The sequence below is a fragment of the Symbiopectobacterium sp. genome (genome assembly GCF_047692315.1).
Classification (GTDB): domain Bacteria; phylum Pseudomonadota; class Gammaproteobacteria; order Enterobacterales; family Enterobacteriaceae; genus Symbiopectobacterium.
The window spans coordinates 34,401-52,325 of the sequence record NZ_JBLLJS010000013.1 but is presented as its reverse complement, the minus strand read 5'-3'; the positions used below and the strand labels follow the sequence as shown (position 1 = coordinate 52,325).

Annotated in this window: 7 protein-coding genes and 8 pseudogenes; 8 read left to right on the top strand and 7 right to left on the bottom strand. The window is 54.9% G+C overall.

The window, feature by feature from the left end:
- Nucleotides 1-189: 189 nt before the first annotated feature.
- From prlC to ACMZI0_RS06870, 3 genes are all read left to right on the top strand, one after another.
- Entirely contained in the window at nucleotides 190-2,232 is a 2,043-nt protein-coding gene (gene prlC, locus ACMZI0_RS06880; protein WP_415672400.1) for an oligopeptidase A, read from the top strand.
- Nucleotides 2,229-2,975, top strand: coding sequence for a 16S rRNA (guanine(1516)-N(2))-methyltransferase RsmJ (rsmJ, locus tag ACMZI0_RS06875; RefSeq protein ID WP_415672399.1), 747 nt, complete (start codon nucleotides 2,229-2,231; stop codon nucleotides 2,973-2,975). The genes prlC and rsmJ overlap by 4 nt, the downstream gene beginning before the upstream one ends.
- A gap of 76 nt (nucleotides 2,976-3,051) precedes the next feature.
- A complete protein-coding gene (locus ACMZI0_RS06870) occupies nucleotides 3,052-3,396 on the top strand; it encodes a helix-turn-helix domain-containing protein (protein ID WP_415672398.1) in 345 nt (114 codons plus the stop codon).
- A gap of 120 nt (nucleotides 3,397-3,516) precedes the next feature.
- Here ACMZI0_RS06870 and ACMZI0_RS06865 read toward each other — a convergent pair.
- Nucleotides 3,517-4,589, bottom strand: a pseudogene (locus ACMZI0_RS06865) (oxidoreductase).
- 180 nt (nucleotides 4,590-4,769) lie between these two features.
- Here ACMZI0_RS06865 and ACMZI0_RS06860 point away from each other — a divergent pair.
- The 4 genes and pseudogenes from ACMZI0_RS06860 (at nucleotide 4,770) to ACMZI0_RS06845 (ending at nucleotide 9,635) form a co-directional block, all read left to right on the top strand.
- Nucleotides 4,770-6,282: pseudogene (locus ACMZI0_RS06860) on the top strand (sugar ABC transporter ATP-binding protein).
- Nucleotides 6,279-7,274: an ABC transporter permease gene (locus ACMZI0_RS06855; RefSeq protein WP_415672397.1), complete on the top strand. Its 996-nt coding sequence runs from the start codon at nucleotides 6,279-6,281 to the stop codon at nucleotides 7,272-7,274. Before ACMZI0_RS06860 ends, ACMZI0_RS06855 begins: the two are co-directional and overlap by 4 nt.
- A gap of 48 nt (nucleotides 7,275-7,322) precedes the next feature.
- Nucleotides 7,323-8,376 (top strand): annotated as a pseudogene (locus ACMZI0_RS06850) (sugar ABC transporter substrate-binding protein).
- 11 nt (nucleotides 8,377-8,387) lie between these two features.
- Nucleotides 8,388-9,635: pseudogene (locus ACMZI0_RS06845) on the top strand (LVIVD repeat-containing protein).
- A 264-nt stretch (nucleotides 9,636-9,899) separates the two neighbouring features.
- On the opposite strand, the pseudogene ACMZI0_RS06840 reads toward ACMZI0_RS06845, so the two are convergent.
- From ACMZI0_RS06840 to ACMZI0_RS06830, 3 pseudogenes are all read right to left on the bottom strand, one after another.
- Nucleotides 9,900-10,700, bottom strand: a pseudogene (locus ACMZI0_RS06840) (glutamate dehydrogenase); the annotation flags it as partial.
- Between the two features lie 6 nt (nucleotides 10,701-10,706).
- Nucleotides 10,707-11,018: pseudogene (gene uspA / locus ACMZI0_RS06835) on the bottom strand (universal stress protein UspA); the annotation flags it as partial.
- Nucleotides 11,019-11,525: 507 nt separating this feature from the next.
- A pseudogene (locus tag ACMZI0_RS06830) lies at nucleotides 11,526-12,566 on the bottom strand (inorganic phosphate transporter); the annotation flags it as partial.
- Nucleotides 12,567-12,835: 269 nt separating this feature from the next.
- Here ACMZI0_RS06830 and ACMZI0_RS06825 point away from each other — a divergent pair.
- Entirely contained in the window at nucleotides 12,836-13,903 is a 1,068-nt protein-coding gene (locus ACMZI0_RS06825) for an NAD(P)/FAD-dependent oxidoreductase (RefSeq protein WP_415672396.1), read from the top strand.
- Between the two features lie 213 nt (nucleotides 13,904-14,116).
- Here ACMZI0_RS06825 and ACMZI0_RS06820 read toward each other — a convergent pair whose 3' ends face one another.
- The 3 genes and pseudogenes from ACMZI0_RS06820 to norV all read right to left on the bottom strand — a co-directional run bounded on the left by ACMZI0_RS06820 (nucleotide 14,117) and on the right by norV (nucleotide 17,739).
- Complete coding sequence (locus ACMZI0_RS06820; RefSeq protein ID WP_415672395.1) at nucleotides 14,117-15,016, bottom strand: EamA family transporter; 900 nt, start codon at nucleotides 15,014-15,016, stop codon at nucleotides 14,117-14,119.
- A 156-nt stretch (nucleotides 15,017-15,172) separates the two neighbouring features.
- Complete coding sequence (gene norW / locus ACMZI0_RS06815; protein WP_415672394.1) at nucleotides 15,173-16,300, bottom strand: NADH:flavorubredoxin reductase NorW; 1,128 nt, start codon at nucleotides 16,298-16,300, stop codon at nucleotides 15,173-15,175.
- Nucleotides 16,297-17,739: pseudogene (norV, locus tag ACMZI0_RS06810) on the bottom strand (anaerobic nitric oxide reductase flavorubredoxin). Before norV ends, norW begins: the two are co-directional and overlap by 4 nt.
- Nucleotides 17,740-17,925 lie beyond the last annotated feature (186 nt).

The following is a 17,925-nucleotide window of genomic DNA, read 5'->3' as shown; positions in this document are numbered from 1 at the left end:
GTCTGCGTGGCAGCGCACGCCAACGTGTGCGATACATGCAGACCTAACGCGCTCAGGGAATTTTTCCCCGTTCATTGATTTTTGCCCTTTCTGGCCTCATGTTAATCAGTAATTCGCCCTTTTTTGCCAGGGCCGCCGCTCGCGCGATGGCCCTTGCCGCTGGCTGACACATAACGATAGGACCGTGATATGACGAATCCATTATTGACCCCGTTCACTCTGCCCCCATTTTCCGCCATCAACATCGATGACATCGTCCCCGCCGTTCAGTCCGTTCTGACAGACTGCCGTAATGCGGTTGAGCGCGTGGTCGCGCAGGGCGCGCCGTTCACCTGGGAGAATCTGTGTCAGCCACTGGCAGAGAGCGACGATCGTCTGGGCCGTCTGTTTTCCCCTATCGGCCATCTCAATGCCGTAAAAAATAGCCCTGAACTGCGTAGCGCCTACGAACAGTGCTTACCGCTGCTCTCTGAGTACAGCACCTGGGTCGGGCAACACACCGGTTTGTATCAGGCCTATCGCGACCTGAAAGAAGGGGCTCACTACGCCACATTGAGCGTGGCGCAGAAAAAAGCGGTGGATAATGCGCTGCGCGACTTCGAACTGTCGGGTATCGGTTTGCCGCCGGAAAAACAGAAACGCTACGGCGAAATCGCCGCGCGTCTGTCTGGACTGGGGGCGCAGTACAGCAATAACGTACTTGACGCCACCATGGGCTGGAATAAACACGTTACCGACGTTGCGCAGCTTGAAGGGATGCCGGAAAGCGCGCTGGCCGCCGCCGCTGCGCAAGCCGAGGCGAAAGGGCTGGAAGGCTGGCTGCTGACGCTGGATATCCCCAGTTATCTGCCCGTCATGACCTACTGTGCCAATCAGGCGCTGCGTGAAGAGATGTATCGCGCCTATGCAACCCGCGCCTCCGATCAGGGGCCGAATGCGGGCAAGTGGGATAACAGCGAGGTGATGGCAGAAGAGTTGGCGCTGCGCCATGAACTGGCACAATTGTTGGGCTTTGACAGCTTCGCCGATAAATCCCTTGCCACCAAAATGGCAGAAAATCCGCAGCAGGTGCTGGATTTCTTAAACGATCTGGCGACGCGTGCCCGCCTACAAGGGGAAGCGGAACTGGCACAACTGCGCGCCTTCGCCAAAGCGCATCATGGCGCTGACGAGTTGCAACCCTGGGACATTACTTACTACAGCGAATTGCAAAAACAACACCTCTACACCATCAGTGATGAACAACTGCGCCCTTATTTCCCGGAGCAGCGCGTGGTTGAAGGGCTGTTTGAAGTCGTGAAGCACATTTACGGCATTACGGCCAAAGAGCGCCACGATGTGGATGTGTGGCACCCCGAAGTGCGTTTCTTCGATTTATTCGATGAAAGCGGCGAGCTGCGCGGCAGCTTCTACCTCGATCTCTATGCACGCGAACACAAACGTGGCGGTGCCTGGATGGACGACTGTGCCGGACGGTTGCGTAAGAGCAACAGCGAGTTGCAAAAACCGGTGGCCTATCTGGTGTGTAACTTCAACCGCCCGGTCAACGGCAAACCCGCACTGTTCACCCATGATGAAGTGACGACGCTGTTCCACGAATTTGGTCACGGCCTGCACCATATGCTGACCCAGATCGACACCGCAGGCGTCGCGGGTATCAGCGGCGTGCCGTGGGATGCCGTCGAACTGCCGAGCCAGTTTATGGAAAACTGGTGCTGGGAGCCGGATGCGCTAGCGTTTATCTCCGGCCACTACGAAACCGGAGAACCGCTACCGCAAGCGATGCTGGACAAGATGCTGGCTGCGAAAAACTATCAGGCGGCGCTGTTTATCCTGCGCCAGTTAGAGTCTGGCCTGTTCGATTTCCGCCTGCATGCTGAGTATGATCCGGCAAAAGGTGCACAAATCCTGCCGACACTGGCCGATGTCAAAGCCAAGGTCGCTGTCGTGCCTAGCCCAAGCTGGAATCGCTTCCCGCATGCGTTCAGCCATATCTTCGCAGGCGGTTACGCCGCAGGCTACTACAGCTACCTGTGGGCCGACGTGCTGGCAGCGGACGCCTACTCGCGTTTCGAAGAAGAAGGCATTTTCAACCGCACCACCGGACAATCCTTCCTGGATAACATCCTATCGCGCGGCGGTTCGGAAGAGCCGATGAAACTGTTTAAACGCTTCCGTGGCCGTGAGCCGCAGCTTGATGCCATGCTGCACCACTACGGTATCAAAGGGTGAACATCAGCCTGCTGACAGAAGGGGGCGCCGATCGAGGCACCCTTGATGCATTAGCAACACGCTGGGGGTTACAGGACGATCCTGCCGCTACGCTAGCACTGGTACTGACGCCAGAACGCCTGGAATTGCGCAAGCAGGATGAAGAGAAACTCGGTGCTATCTATGTCGATTTCGTCTCTGGCGCAATGGCCCACCGCCGTCGCTTTGGCGGCGGGCGCGGCGAAGCGGTCGCCAAAGCGGTCGGCATCAAAAAGGATTATCTGCCGGACGTCGTGGACGCGACCGCCGGGCTGGGCCGTGACGCCTTTGTGCTGGCCTCGCTAGGCTGTCATGTACGCATGCTGGAACGTAACCCAGTGGTTGCCGCCCTGCTCGATGATGGCTTAAGGCGCGGCTATGAAGATGGCGAGATCGGCATCTGGCTGCGTGAAAGGTTTATCCTGATTCACGCCTCCAGCCATACCGCCCTGAGCGATATCACACCGCCACCGGATGTGGTCTACCTCGATCCCATGTTTCCTCATCGGCAAAAAAGTGCGCTGGTAAAGAAAGAGATGAGAGTGTTTCAATCACTGGTGGGGGCGGACGAAGATACAGATGCCCTACTGGCACCCGCGCGAGCCTTGGCGAAAAAGCGCGTTGTGGTAAAACGCCCGGACTATGCCCCACCGCTGGCAGGCATTGCGGCCCAATCGATGCTGACCACCAAAAGTCATCGGTTTGATTTTTATTTGCCGCTGTAGTTCACCGTCCTCATTTTTGTCTCCCATACAGTTAAGCGCTCACATATAAGCTCTTAAATCGCATTAGCGCTTATATGTGAGCGCTAAACCCAATACCCGGTCGCTTTCTGCCCCTGTCGTTCGGGCACTCAAAAAGTTGGGGGCTGATATCGCTCTGGCACGGCGGCGACGGCATATTACACAGGTATCCATGGCGGAACACCTTGATATCTCTGTCGCTACGTTACGCCGTTTGGAAAAGGGCGATCCGCGTATCTCCATCGGAACGCTGGCGCAAGCGCTACTGATACTGGGCGAATTAGCGAAAATAAATGGATTGCTGGACATAGCCACGGATGACATTGGGTTGATGATGATGAACGATGCACTTCCTCAGCGTGTACGCGCCAAACGCCTCAAGTCTGGTTCAGGAGGATTATAGCCATGTCGGCAAGACAGCAAGCTGTTCGGGTTGCCATCGGTCAATCAGCACTGCCGGTGGGAGAGATAGGATAACGCGTGGCCTGTTCGTCACCTGACAGGCCACTCGGCGACCTTACTCCTACAGAGCCTCAACGCGCTCAATGGCACCACGCAGGCTATCAGTGCTCAAGGGCACAGGCAGATTCGAAAGGTGCCAGCGTGCGCGCAATGACTTTCTCCACATCGGCGTGATTATGGATATCTACATCCAGCTCCTTCAGGCTGTTGGGCAGGTTGAAACGCGCAAACGCCGCAATCAGTTGCTCGGTAACGTCGCGCTGCCCGAGCAGTTCGCTCTGCACTAGAATGCCATAAGCCACTTTAGTGCCGTGCAGGAAACGCTCAGTTTGCGGTAATGTGGTCAGCCCGTTATGCACTGCATACGCCGCAGCCACGCGAGTGTAGCGCTCACCCAATCCGCCGACCATCCCGCCACCTGCAATAATCGCATCCACCACATCAAGGAAAGACTGCGTCAGTTCGCCACGCAGTTGATCGGCCAACGCTTGTTCGCTGCTGTTGAGCAGAACATTGCGAATGGAGAGCGCCGCTTCAATCCCCAAGCGCACCGTCAGCGGCAGGTTTTCCGGTTGCGGACTCAACACCACCGCTTCATACCATTTTGCCAGCGTATCGCCGATCCCTGCCAACAGGTATTTCCTGCGGCGCGCGCAGAATGATATTTGGCTCCACCAGAACCAGATGGTTGGCATCGTTGAAAATTTCAAAACGCAGCGCCTGCCCTTCATCGTTATACCAGACGGAAAGCGGCGTCCAGGCTGCGCACGTCGCGGCGATGGTGGGGATAGCCACCAGCGGTACACCGAGGCGACGCGCCACCACTTTAGCCGTATCCAACAGCGCACCGCCGCCAACACCGATCACCACCTGACGATCGTCACCCGCTTGTGCACATAACTGCCCCACCGCGCTTTCGCTGCAATGGCCGCCTAAAGCAATGTGCTTCGCACCGGCTAATGTGAATGCCGCGGGCAAAAACGAGGTAGCCGCCGCAATCGCCCGTTCACCATAAATCCAGACCGCTTGTTCCAGCTGTGCCGGGGTATAAAGGTTCTCCAGCTCCTGCAGCGCACCGGGGTAGGAGTAATAGTTGGCGGGGCCGGTTACCACGCGAATTGCCGTGCTGGTCATGGTGCTAAATCCTGTCATGTGTTGACTGTCATAGGGTGAATAGTGACTACCTTATCACAAACAGACTTCTGGATGGCTAATAACATTTTGCTTTATCTTATGCGTTTTCGTTCATCGCCAGGCGTTATCACCCCGTGAAAGATTTGGCCGATCAGATGATTTTTTCCTGGGATGACCGTCATGACGCACACACTTCGGCCAACGCCACACAGACTGGAAATGCGTGGAATTTCCATTGCCTTTTCCGGCTTCGCCGCTCTGACGCAGGTCGATTTCACGCTGGAGGCGGCTCTATCCACGCGCTGACCGGTGCCAACGGCGCAGGCAAATCGACGCTGATGGCGGTACTTGCCGGAGCTCATGAGCACTATCAGGGAACAATTGTCATTGACGGGGAACCCGTTGAGATTCGCTCGCCGCGTCAGGCCAAGCAGCTCGGTATCCATTTGGTACAACAGGAAGTCGACGTCGCGTTGGTGCCAGGCCTGAGTGTGGCTGAAAACATTATGCTCGATCAGTTGGCAGAGCCGGGGCATACCTATCGCTGGCAGCATATCCGCCACAGCGCTCGCAACGCGCTGGCGCTGCTGGGTGTCGATCTGGACGTGCGTCGCCGCATCGAGCAATGCTCACTGGCCGAAAAGCAGCAAATCCTGCTGGCTCGCGCCCTCTCCCACCACTGCCGCTTTCTGATCCTCGATGAACCCACTGCACCGCTCGATCAGCATGAAAGCGAGCGTCTGTTCAGCGTAGTGCGTCACTTGCAGCACAGCGGTATCGGCGTGGTGTTTATCTCGCACCGTATTCATGAGTTAAAAGCGATTTGCGACCGCATGACGGTACTGCGCGATGGCCGCCTGATTGAGAGCATCCCAATGGCTGGGCTAAGCGGCGAAGCAATCGTCGAAAAGATGCTCGGCCATGCTTTGGATGATATCTATCCGCCGCGCCGCCCGGCGATAACCGGTAAGGCGCTGCTGGCCATTGAGGGCCTGCATGACAATACCTTGCTGCACGATATCTCGTTGCAACTGCGCAGAGGCGAAATTCTTGGGATTGCCGAACTGGCAGGCGCAGGAAAAACCGAATTGTGCAAAGCGCTGTTTGGTGCCAGCGCCAGCCGCGTGCGGGCAGGCGAACTGCGCGGCAAACCCTGGCAACCTAGCACGCCGGCGGATGCCGTCGCCGCAGGGATTGCTCTGGTGCCGGAAGAGCGCCGCAAAGAGGGTATTTTTATTGATGAGTCGGTGGCGATGAACCTGAGCATCAGCGCCGACGACAGCTTTTCTCGCTGGAGCCTTTTCAATCATCGGCGCGCTGGGCGCAGGAGATTATTTCCCGTCTCGGGGTACGAACCACCGGGCCGGCACAGACGCTGCGCCGCCTGTCAGGGGGCAACCAGCAGAAGGTCGCCATTGGCAAATGGCTGCGCAACGATGCCGACGTACTGATTTTTGATGAGCCGACCAAAGGCGTTGATGTGAAAGCCAAAACCGATCTCTTTCTTCTGATCGATCAACTGGCTCGCGAAGGCAAAGGCGTGATTTACGCCTCCGGCGAATTCGCCGAGCTGGTCGGACTGTGCGATCGCATTTGCGTGCTATGAGATGGCCGCATTGTGGCAGAACTGGATGGCCGCAAAGCCAGCGAAGAAACCCTTTTACTTTACTCCACCGGAGGAACCCCTGCGTGAGCAAAGCACTTCCCCTTAAGGCGACAGTTTCGGGCCGCCAACAGCTGTTTGAATTTCTCTACAAATGGGGAATGCTGCTGACGGTTGTCGCGCTGATCGCGCTGTTTGGCATCGCCTCCGACAACTTTCTCGATCCGTACAACATCATCAATATTCTGCGCTCAATTGCCATCGTCACGGTGATCGCCATTGGCGTATCTGTCTCACTCACGGTGGGTGGGTTCGATCTATCCGTCGGTTCTACCGCGTCGCTGGCCAACGCGCTGGTCATTTCGCTGTTCGTCTGGCACGCTTTTGGCACCACAGAAGCGATTCTGGTGACGCTGCTGCTGTGTACTCTGGTCGGACTGTTTAATGCGTTTCTCATCGTAGTGCTGAAAATTCCCGACATGTTGGCAACACTTGCCAGCTTGTTCGTGATTCAAGGCGTAGCGATGACCTACAGCTACGGTGGTTCCATTACCCAAAACATGGTGCTGCCCAGCGGAGAGATGGCAGAGGGCGTTATCCCTGACGCATTCTCGCTGCTCGGTCAGGTGCCGACCATCGTGATTATCATGCTGGCTGTCACGTTGGTGGCGCAGTTGGGCCTGTCACTGACCAAACATGGCCGCCGCATGTATGCCATCGGCGGCAACGCCGAAGCCGCACGGCTTTCCGGCATTCGTACCACCCATTACCGCGTTGCGGCTTATATCATCGCCTCATTGTTGGCGGGATTGGGCGGCATTCTGCTGGCATCGCGCATTGGCTCATCACAAGTAAACGCCGGTGGCAGTTACCTGATGGACGCCGTGGCAGCGGCCTGGATCGGCTTTTCACTCGCTGGCTCCGGCAAGCCCAACGCATTGGGTACTCTGGTCGGCGCCGTGATCCTCGGCGTATTGCAGAACAGGCTGGTGATGCTTTCCGTTCCCTACTACGCCATGGACATTATCAAAGGGCTGGTGCTGGACGCCGCCCTGGCAATCACTTACGTTCAACGCCGTTAACCGAAGCTGTTCACCGAAGCTATTCATTAAAAAATACGGGAAACTATAATGAAAAAATTGACGTTTTCACTGCTGGCGCTGAGCCTGCTGACCATCGCCCCCACCTTTGCGGCCACCCTTACACCAGTGCCGGAAGCTATCGCCAAACACGACGGACCGATTCGCATCGCCGTAATCCGCAATCTTGGCTCTGATGATAACACCACCCAGTTCATTGCCGGTGCCCATCCAGCAAGGGAAGAAGCTGGGATTCACCGTCAATACCTTCCTGAGCAACGGTGATGATGCACGCTTTCAGGATTTCGTTAATCAGGCTATCAGCCGGATTATCCTGTCTCAGGGCCGCGACCCGTACTCGACTGCGCTGGTTCAGCGCATCGTTGACAGCGGCATTGCGGTCTCCACCTTCGATACCGCCGTTAATAGCACCATTCCCGGCGTGACCGTGACTCAGCAGGATGACGCTTCGCTGACCGAGCTCTCCTTCGGCCAACTGGTGAAGGATTTCAACGGTCAGGCCAACATCATCAAGCTGTGGGTAGCCGGGTTCCCGCCGATGGAGCGACGCCAGGCTGCCTACCAGAATATCCTGAAAGAGCATCCCGGCATCAAAGAGCTGGAGTCCATTGGTGCAGTCTCTTCCGACGTGCAGGGTGACACCGCCAACAAAGTAGGCGCTGTGCTGGCGAAATACCCGAAAGGCAAAATCGACGCAATCTGGGGCACCTGGGATGCCTTCAGCCAGGGCGCTTACAAGGCACTGAAGAATGGTCGCACCGAGATCAAACTCTACAGCATCGACATCTCCAATCAGGATGTGCAACTGATGCGCGAAGCCAACAGCCCATGGAAAGTGAGCGTAGCGGTTGACCCGAAACTGATCGGTGCCACCAACGTACGCCTGATTGCCAACAAAATTGCAGGCGAACCCACCCCGGCAACCTATGATTTCAAGGCCGCCACCATTCCACAGGCGCTGCTGGTGAGCCAACCGGGGCAAGTTAACGTTTCTTCACTCGGCAACATCATTCCCGGCTGGGGCCAGAGCGATGATTTCATTGCCCCGTGGTTCGCCACGCTGGAAGCCAAACAGAAAAAATAAGGAACTACAGCATGGCAAAGCAGGAACTGCCGCGTCCCGATTACAGCCGCAATATGCAGTTGATCGGACATAGCGATCAGGGCGGTCGGCCGGAAGGCGTACAGGTGATGGTCCATCGCGGCTACGCCTATATCGGGCACATGGTGTCGCAGGGGTTCTCCATCGTTGATGTGCGCGATGCGAAAAACCCTAAGGCGGTGGGTTACGTGCCCGCTCCGCCCGGCACCTGGAATGTGCACTTGCAGGCGCATGACGATCTGCTGCTGGTGATTAATGCACGCGATCTGTTCGCCGATACCCGCTTTGCCGATGAAAAGGTCTATTACACGCGCTCCGTTGCCGATACGGTGAGTGATGTACAAGACAGAGGCTGTAGCGCCGGACTGCGCGTGTTTGATATCGCAACGCTGGATAAGCCGCGTGAAATCGGCTTTCTGCCGCTGAACGGCATTGGTATTCACCGTATTTGGTACGTCGGCAGGCGCTGGGCCTAAGTCTCTGCCCTGTTGGACGGTTTTAGTGATTATATCTTCCTGACCATCGATCTTGCCGATCCGCGTAAGCCCGAAGTGGCAGGGCGCTGGTGGTTGCCGGGCATGCACAGCTCCGCAGGCGAAACACCAAACTGGCCGGAAGGGAAACGCTATGCCCTGCACCACGCGATTATCAGCGGCGATACCGCTTACGCCAGCTGGCGTGACGGTGGCCTGACGCTGCTGGACGTGAGCGATCGCAGTCAGCCGCAGTTAATCAGCCACCGTAACTGGAGCCCGCCGTTCGGCGGCGGTACCCACACCGCGCTGCCGTTGCCGGATCGCGATCTGCTGGTGGTGCTGGATGAGGCGGTGCTGGACAACCAGGAAGATGGCGAAAAGCTGATCTGGCTGTTCGATATTCGCGAACCGAGCAATCCGGTCAGCATTTCCACCTTTCCGCAGCCGGATGAAGTGGATTACGTCGCCAAGGGCGCGCACTTCGGGCCGCATAACCTGCACGAGAACCGGCCGGGTAGCTTCATCAGCTCAACGCTGATTTTTGCTACCTACCAGAACGCAGGCGTGCGCGCTTATGATATCAGTAACCCGTACCGACCGGTGGAAACCGGCGCGCTGGTGCCTGCTGCACCAGAGAAAATGATGGATACCCGTCCGGGCCGCCCGCGAGTGATTCAATCTTGTGATGTGTTTGTGGATGCACAGGGCATGATCTACAGCACCGATTACAACGGCGGACTCTCGATCATTGAGTATCTGGGCTGACGCTATTTTCTCCGTTATGACGGAGAACTCTGGGAAAAAGAAGTGTCTCTCTGCAAGACCGTTGATGTTTCGTGCGCTTTAACCCACGCTGATTTCTGCAACCGATGCAGCACGCGCCCGACACGAGGCGGCTCAATCGCCACCGCCTCGTGACTCCCGGCTTTTCGCGAGGAATCACGACCACCTCAGCGTAATTCTTTACGCGAGTGAAGGTCAAAAGACCAAAACCGAATCGACATCATCGATAATTGCACGAAATTCCGATTACACCACGCCCTGAGCCAGCATGGCATCAGCCACTTTCACAAAGCCCGCGATGTTCGCGCCACGCACATAGTTGGTGTGCTTACCTTCGCCGCCGAAATCCACGCACGCATGGTGGATATCCAGCATGATGTGGTGCAGGCGCGCATCCACCTTCTCCGCTTTCCAGCCCATACGCGCCGCGTTCTGCGCCATTTCCAATCCAGACGTTGCTACGCCACCAGCGTTTGCCTCTTTACCCGGCGCAAACAGCACATTCGCTTCCAGGAAGGCGTCCGTCGCCTCAATAGTGGTCGGCATGTTTGCCCCTTCCGCCACGACTTTTACACCATTAGCAATCAGCGTTTTAGCACTGGTCAGGTCCAGCTCATTCTGCGTGGCGCACGGCAGTGCGATGTCCACCGGAACGTTCCGCGGCGTTTGGCCCGGCAGATAGGTGAGATTGGCTTCACGCGCATAATCTTCCACACGGCCATAGCGTTGGTTTTTGATCTCAGCCAGCAGCGCCAGTTTCTCCGGCGTAAAGCCCGCTTCATCCACAACAGTCCCATTGGAGTCTGAAGCCGTAATCACGCGAGCGCCCAGAGACAACGCTTTTTCAATGGCATACTGTGCCACATTGCCTGAGCCCGATACTGCAACACGCATTCCCTCAAATCCCAGACCGTGGCGCTCCAGCATCGCCTGCGTGAAGTAAACCAACCCATACCCTGTCGCTTCCGGGCGAATCAGGCTACCGCCAAAAGAGAGCCCTTTGCCGGTAAACACGCACGCGGTGTTGTTGGTCAGCTTTTTCATCATCAGGTCCGCATCATATTTCTTAATGGCATCCACCAGTACTTGCCTCAGATCGCCACTGCCGCTCAAGGTTTCCGTAATCGGGTAACCTGCATTTTTAGAAAGATCGGTCAACGCGTTTTGCATTTCTTCAGAAATACGCTGCTGCATGTCACCCAGATTAACGTCGCTCAGGCCGGTGTAGAGATCGGAGTAATTGACATCGACATGTATCAACGAGACTTTAGCATTGTACGGCCTTGCCATCGAGACCGCCTTTTCCACTAACACTTTACTTTCTGGAGAAAGGTCAACAGCAATCAGGATATGTTTATAAGCCATAATAAGCTCCTTCCGTAAAGACACATTAATGGTTCAGCAGATTTTCCGCCTGCTAATCTGATAATTAACGGCTTGGCTATAGAATAGCACCCCTGCCGATTTTTGTTATGTTCAGCAGATCACACCACCACATATTTACCTCACTCTGCGAGATGGCACGCATAGGGCACGCTCCCCGAGCGACGCTTACTGCATGCCGCCTTACAGGCACGGCGATATGACCGTGAAATTTCTCGTACTCATTGATAAGTGTAGTAGAAACTGCTCCCTATCACGCCAGGATTCCCGATGTTCCGCTTTAAAACCGGGAAAAGGGTGGGGAAAATCATCAAAATTATTTGATATCGGTCACTCTCTGGCAAAAATCTGTTTTCCTCTTCTACAATAACAATGAGGGGGATATCAACGCATCATTCTATTGCTACTCCCCTCCTTTCAGGGTGAGCCGAGCGGTGTTCCATTACGGTGCTTGAGGTCTCTCGCATCACCGTACTGCATACTGCCCGGCAGCAAACGACGCACGCGACCGCGATCCTCGGCATTCAACTGGTCATAACTCTTCAGGTTATTCAACAGGCCCAGTGAACGTTCAATGGCAATCATCACGCGAGAGCTGTCACAGTGAAACTCTTTTACGCCATTATCAGGCAGCACATTTTCTGTTGCTGGCACTGGCGTAGAAAGGTCGATAACGTGTTTGAGCGCATCACCATGCTGTTGATAGAACTCCTGCAAATTGACGACCGCATCACGCGTTCGGCTGATCTCATAACCAGAAGCACTCATGTTAACCACAAAGCCCACAGGGGCGACACTAATTAATACCAGCATAATCAAACAGATGCCCTTCTGGCCGTCATTTGCGCCGTGAGAAAAGCTGACACTAATAGCGGAAATAATCAGCGCGGTACGGGTCCAGAACGGTGGCTTACGTTTGCCATCCTGCTTTTCACGATCGGCAGGCGTCAGGTGAACGCGTTTACGTTTTTTGTTGTTATTCCAGAAACGCAGCAGCACAAACAGCATCAAGCCTGCAACGACCACGACCATCCCCACAATCGGAGAAAGAATTAACGACAGGAAGATACTGATCATTTTGGGAACGTTAAGTGCATCCACCACGGAGGTATCGGTGAGCAGGGTGTTGGTCAAGCCAATCCCGATGATAGAACCAATCAGGGTGTGGGAACTGGAAGCAGGCAGACCAAAGTACCAGGTGCCCAGGTTCCAGATAATCGCCGCCAACAGCATGGAGAACACCATGGCCAGGCCGTGCGCGGAACTGACATTAAGCAGCAAATCGGTAGGCAGCAAATGAACGATGGCATAAGCCACGCTCAGCCCGCCCAACATCACGCCGAAAAAGTTAAACAGTCCGGCCATGAAAACCGCATATTCCGTCCGCATCGCACGCGTGTATATGACGGTGGCAACAGCATTCGCCGTATCGTGAAAGCCGTTGATGGCTTCATAGAACAGAACAAATACCAGTGCCAAAATCAGCATCAGACCGGTATGAAAATCAACTCCAGTAAATAAATGTAGCATAAGCGTTAGGCCATTTGTGGTCATGAACGCGGCGCATTATCTGCGACAAGCCTAAACGGGAAAAGGAAAATATGACTTTTTTTGACGAAAAGATGACCAATTCGGCTGCCAGTCAGATTTATCTCAATAAAATCAAAAAATACATATTCTTGTATAAATATACATTTTGTTACGCTGGAATCCATTCGCGCCTGACACTACAATCAGCCGCCCGTATATTATTGGGAAGATTCTTACTTTTTACGTTGCCATTGGCAGGAGAACGCACTGTGGAATCGTTTGATGTTGTCATTGTGGGCGCTGCGGGTCTGTTTTGCGCCGCTCAGGCCGGACAACGCGGACTGCGCGTTCTGCTGGTGGATAACGGCAAAAAACCGGGCCGTAAAATATTGATGTCGGGCGGTAGCCGCTGCAATTTCACCAATATGTACGCCGAGCCGGCTGCCTATCTGTCACACAATCCGCATTTTTGTAAATCCGCTCTGGCGCGCTACACCCAGTGGGATTTTATCGATCTGGTTAACCGGCACGGTATTGCCTATCACGAGAAAACCCTTGGGCAACTGTTCTGTGATGACAGCGCACAACAGATTGTGGATATGCTGATGCGCGAATGCGAACTCGGCAACGTGCAGTTCCGCCTGCGCAGCGAACTCCAGAGCATTGCGCAAACGGGCACCCGGTTCACGCTCACCTTTGCCAATGGCACACTCACCGTTCCACAGGTCGTCATTGCCAGCGGCGGGCTTTCCATGCCGGGGTTGGGCGCATCGCCATTGGGGTATCAGGTCGCACAACAGTTTGGCCTTAACGTGCTGCCCACGCGCGCAGCGCTGGCGCCCTTTACGCTGCATAAACCGCTGTTGGAGCAGATACATACCCTGTCTGGCGTTTCCGTGCCCGTAGCGGTGACGGCGAAAAACGGTGTCAGTTTTAAAGAGAGCTTGCTGTTTACCCATCACGGTCTTTCTGGCCCGGCCATCCTGCAACTGTCCAGCTATTGGCTACCGGGTGAAGTAATAACGATCAATCTGTTGCCGCAGCACGACCTTAACGCACTGCTCGCCGAGCAGCGCGCCGCGCACCCGAATCAGAGCCTGAAAAATACGCTGGCGCTATGGCTGCCAAAACGATTGGTCGAGTGCCTGCAAATTTTGGGATTGGTGCCCGAGCTTACGCTTAAACAACTGCAAAACCCCCAGATCGCGGCGCTCACGGAAAATCTGCATGCCTGGCAGGTGCAGCCCAACGGCACGGAAGGCTACCGCACCGCAGAAGTCACCCCCCGGCGACGTGGATACGCGCGAGTTATCGTCAAAAACCATGGAAGCCAGTAAAGTGCCCGGCCTCTATTTTATCGGCGCAGTGGTAGACGTTACTGGCTGGGAGGCTATAATCTCCAGTGGGCGTGGAGCTCAGCCTGGGCATGTGGGCAGGCGTTGGCGTTTTACCATCAAGATACTGCCTAATTATCTTGAATAAATGGCAGCTTCAAAACCACGAAAAACATACCAGCGCAGTTCTTCACGGCCTGCGCTGGTTTTCCATCATCACTGATGCAATTTCCCCTTGGCGTCCATCGCAATCAGCAGCACGGATGAGAGGATAAGCAACGTGCCAAGCCAATCTGGTAGGGTGAAGGTAATGCCCAGCAGCAGCAAAGATAGCACAGCGCTGGTCAGCGGCTCCGCGCAGCTAAGAATACTGGCCTTCTGGCCGCCAATCAGCGATGCGCCTTTAAGATACAGGCTGAACGTAACGGCGGTGCCCACGATAATCAGGTAGAAAAAGGCAAACAGGCCAAGGCCGTTAACCGCAATATTCTCTTCCGGCAGCAGGAAAAACGGCATCATCGATACCCCCGCAATAAACATGCTCCACCCCACCACCAGCAACGTGCCGTGTCGGGCTATCAGCCCCGAGGAATAGGTGGAATAGAAGGCGGCGGCGAACGCCGAGGCAATCCCCCAAATCAGTGCCGCAGGCGAGATCGACAGCGACGTCGGGTTTCCGTGCGTCACCAGTAAAAAGGTGCCTGCCAGTGAGGTCAATATTGCGGCACACACGAAGATTCCCGGCAACTTTTTCCGCGTCAGCGCGAACCATGTGACAATCACCGTCGGAGAGAGAAACTGAAGGATGGTCCCGGTTGCCGCATTCGATTTTTCAATCGTAACCAAAAACGTAAACTGCACGGTCAACGTACCGCACAGACTGAAAATAAATAGCTTTATGGCCCCTTTCTTATCGCTGAATACGCTAAACACCGGCTGGCCTTGCAAGAAGCCCAGCATTAACAGAATAATGCCGGAAAACAGCAGGCGCGACATCGTCAACCAACCGGCGGAAATGTGCAGATGCTCCATCAAATATTGGGCACAAACACCGGAACTGCCCCACAGGATGGAGGCGATTAACACATACAGGATGCCTTTTTTGGCAAGACTCATCACAACCTCATGGCGGAATAAAACGGAGTAAGGCGACACCTATCAATAACGCTCACGGCACGCAACCAATACGTTATCGCCCTATGCCCTACACCATACTGAAGATAGACAGCCTTTTCGATAAGTCAGCCTAAAAAATCACAGTCCCACACTACATTACAGCGCTTTTAGCAGCGCGAACGCCTCTTTCATCCGATCTTCGCTTACCACAAAGGCGCGCAGTCGCCCCTCGGCATCCATCCCCTGCGCTACCATGCCCTCCGGTGCAGTGGCAATCTGCCAGCGCAAGTCACTGCGACCCGATTCTCCAGCCAGATGTAACGGTAACGCCGGTGTTTTAACCTTGACCAGCATGGCGGGCAGCGCGAGCTCGGTGTTAACACCAAGCAGCGTTTTCGCCAGCGCAATAGCGCTTAGCTGGATCGGTTGCAAAAATGGCCGAACCTGCCCCGCTATCTCGGCGCAGTCACCTAACGCATCAATGTCCGCCTGGCTGGTTTGCAGGGTGTTGTCTACCACCACGCCGCGTCGGGTGACAATCCCTGCGCGCTGCGCCAGCGCCGTTTCCGGGCACAGGCCGGTCGCGGCCACCACCACATCCACGTCAATAATGCGATCGCCATCGAATCGGGCACGAATGCCTTTATCGGTCTGTTCCAGCGATTGCAGCTGTGATTTCAGTAACAGATGCGTTCCCATATCGACCAGGCAGTGTTGCAGGCGGCCACTCACCTCCGGCGGCATCAATGTCGATAATACGCTGGCTGCGCAATCGGCCAGCGTAACAACCTTACCGGCACGGCAAAAATCTATCGCCAACTCAGTACCGATCAACCCGGCCCCCACCACCAACACCCGCCGCGCATCCTGCAACTGCGATTCACACGCGCGGTACTCCTGCTGGCTGTTCAACGTCAGCATCAGTTCATGCCCCGGTACCGGTGGCACCCGCGCGAAGGCACCCGTTGCCAACACCAGCTTGTCGTAACCCCATTCGCTGTCGTGACTTTTTACCCGGCGATGTACGGCATCAATGTCAGTGATATGCGTGTTAGGGTAAAGCCGTAGCTGATATTGCTCCGCAAATGCTCCCATCGACTGCCGTGTGAGATCGTCGGCTCGCTGCCCTTGGCTTATCACATGGCTGAGATCGGGTTTGTTATATTCATCCATACTGTCAGCCGCAATCAGAGACAGCGGGATCGCCGCATCCTGCTTGCGGATATTTTTCACCAATTGGCGCGCCGCGAAGCCTGAGCCGATAATAACGATACCGTGACTCATACTGCCTCCACAGCCAGCTCATCAAACACGTCTTTCCCCAGCGAACATTCCGGGCACAGGAAATTATCCGGCACTTGGCTCCACGGCGTTCCGGGTGCCACGTCCTGCATCGGCTCACCGCGTGCCGGGTCATACACCCACTGACATACGCTGCACTGCATCTGTAGCCCCAGATCGGCGGCAGCTTTCGCTGCACAGGCGCAGGATTCTTGTTGCGGCATTGCGCGAACCGCCTCCGGCAACGGGGAGAGCGCCCACTGACGGCCAATTTCACGCCCGTGCTCACGGGCACATTTTCAGTGCATCGATATCGGGACGCCATTTGGCTTTCAGGGCAATCTTGGTTTCGAAACCGGCATCCATCAAGCGCGTTTGCACGCGATCGACCGCGCCGCCGTTCCAACCATAGCTGCCGAAAGCAGAGGCTTTCTTGTTGCGAAAACGCAGACCAGTCAATTCCTCCATCATGCCCGCAACTTTGGGCATCATGACGTTGTTCATGGTGGAAGATCCCACCAGAACCCCCCTTGGAGCGGAACACATTAGCCAGAATCTCGTTTTTATCGCTGCGTGAGATATTGAAAATTTTCACGGCAACGCGCGGGTCAACGTCGTTGATTCCCTGTGCGATAGCATCCGCCATCATGCGTGTGTTGTTGGACATGGTGTCGTAGAAGATTGTGATGCGGTCTTCCTGATAATCCGCCGCCCATTTCAAATACAGCTCAACAATTTGCGTCGGGTTGTCACGCCACACCGTGTGAGGTAGCAATCATATCGACCGGCAGATTAAAACCGAGGATCTCATTGATTTTAGGCGTCACCAGTCGGCTGAACGGCGTGAGAATGTTGGCATAGTAGCGCTGGCACTGCTCAAACAGTTCAGTTTGATCAACTTCGTCGTTAAACAAGCGCTCGTCACAGTAGTGTTGACAGAATGCATCGTTACTGAACAGCACCGCATCCCCCGTCATGTAGGTCATCATGCTATCCGGCCAATGCAGCATCGGCGTTTCCACAAACACCAACTGTTTACCATTGCCAATATCCAACGTGTCGCCGGTTTTCACTATGTGGAAGTGCCATTCCGGGTGATGGTGGTGACCATTGATCGAATCAATAGCATCGGCAGTGCAGTAGATAGGTGTATCGGGAATTTGAGACATCAGCTCAGTTAACGCTCCCGCGTGGTCTTCTTCCGCATGGTTGATAATGATGTAGTCAATCTGTGCCAGATCGATTTCTGCGCGCAGGTTCTGTACGAAATCTCGGCTGAATTTGTGGTCCACCGTGTCGATAAGCACGTTTTTCTCTTCGCGAATCAGGTAACTGTTATAGCTACTGCCGCGCAACGTTTTGTATTCGGTGCCGTGAAAATCGCGAACTTCCCAGTCACGTTGCCCTACCCAGTGGATGTTGTTCTTTACATGAATAGCCATATCAACCTCAAATTTATGCTGTAATGCGAATAAGATATTTTGGCTATATCAATTGGCGCGCCATGTTTTTAATTAACTGTTTTAATTTATTTATTGTTTTTATCAAAAATAAAAAATGTCATAATAACTATACATTTTATAGTCATTATGACATCCTCCATTGTCAATTTGACTGTCGGGGATAGC

What these genes read in the sequence shown, in the direction of transcription:
- prlC (WP_415672400.1), top strand. Translation starts at nt 190, where the DNA reads ATGACGAATCCATTATTGACCCCGTTCACTCTGCCCCCATTTTCCGCC.
- ACMZI0_RS06820 (WP_415672395.1), bottom strand. Translation starts at nt 15,016, where the DNA reads ATGAGTCTTGCCAAAAAAGGCATCCTGTATGTGTTAATCGCCTCCATC.
- norW (WP_415672394.1), bottom strand. Translation starts at nt 16,300, where the DNA reads ATGAGTCACGGTATCGTTATTATCGGCTCAGGCTTCGCGGCGCGCCAA.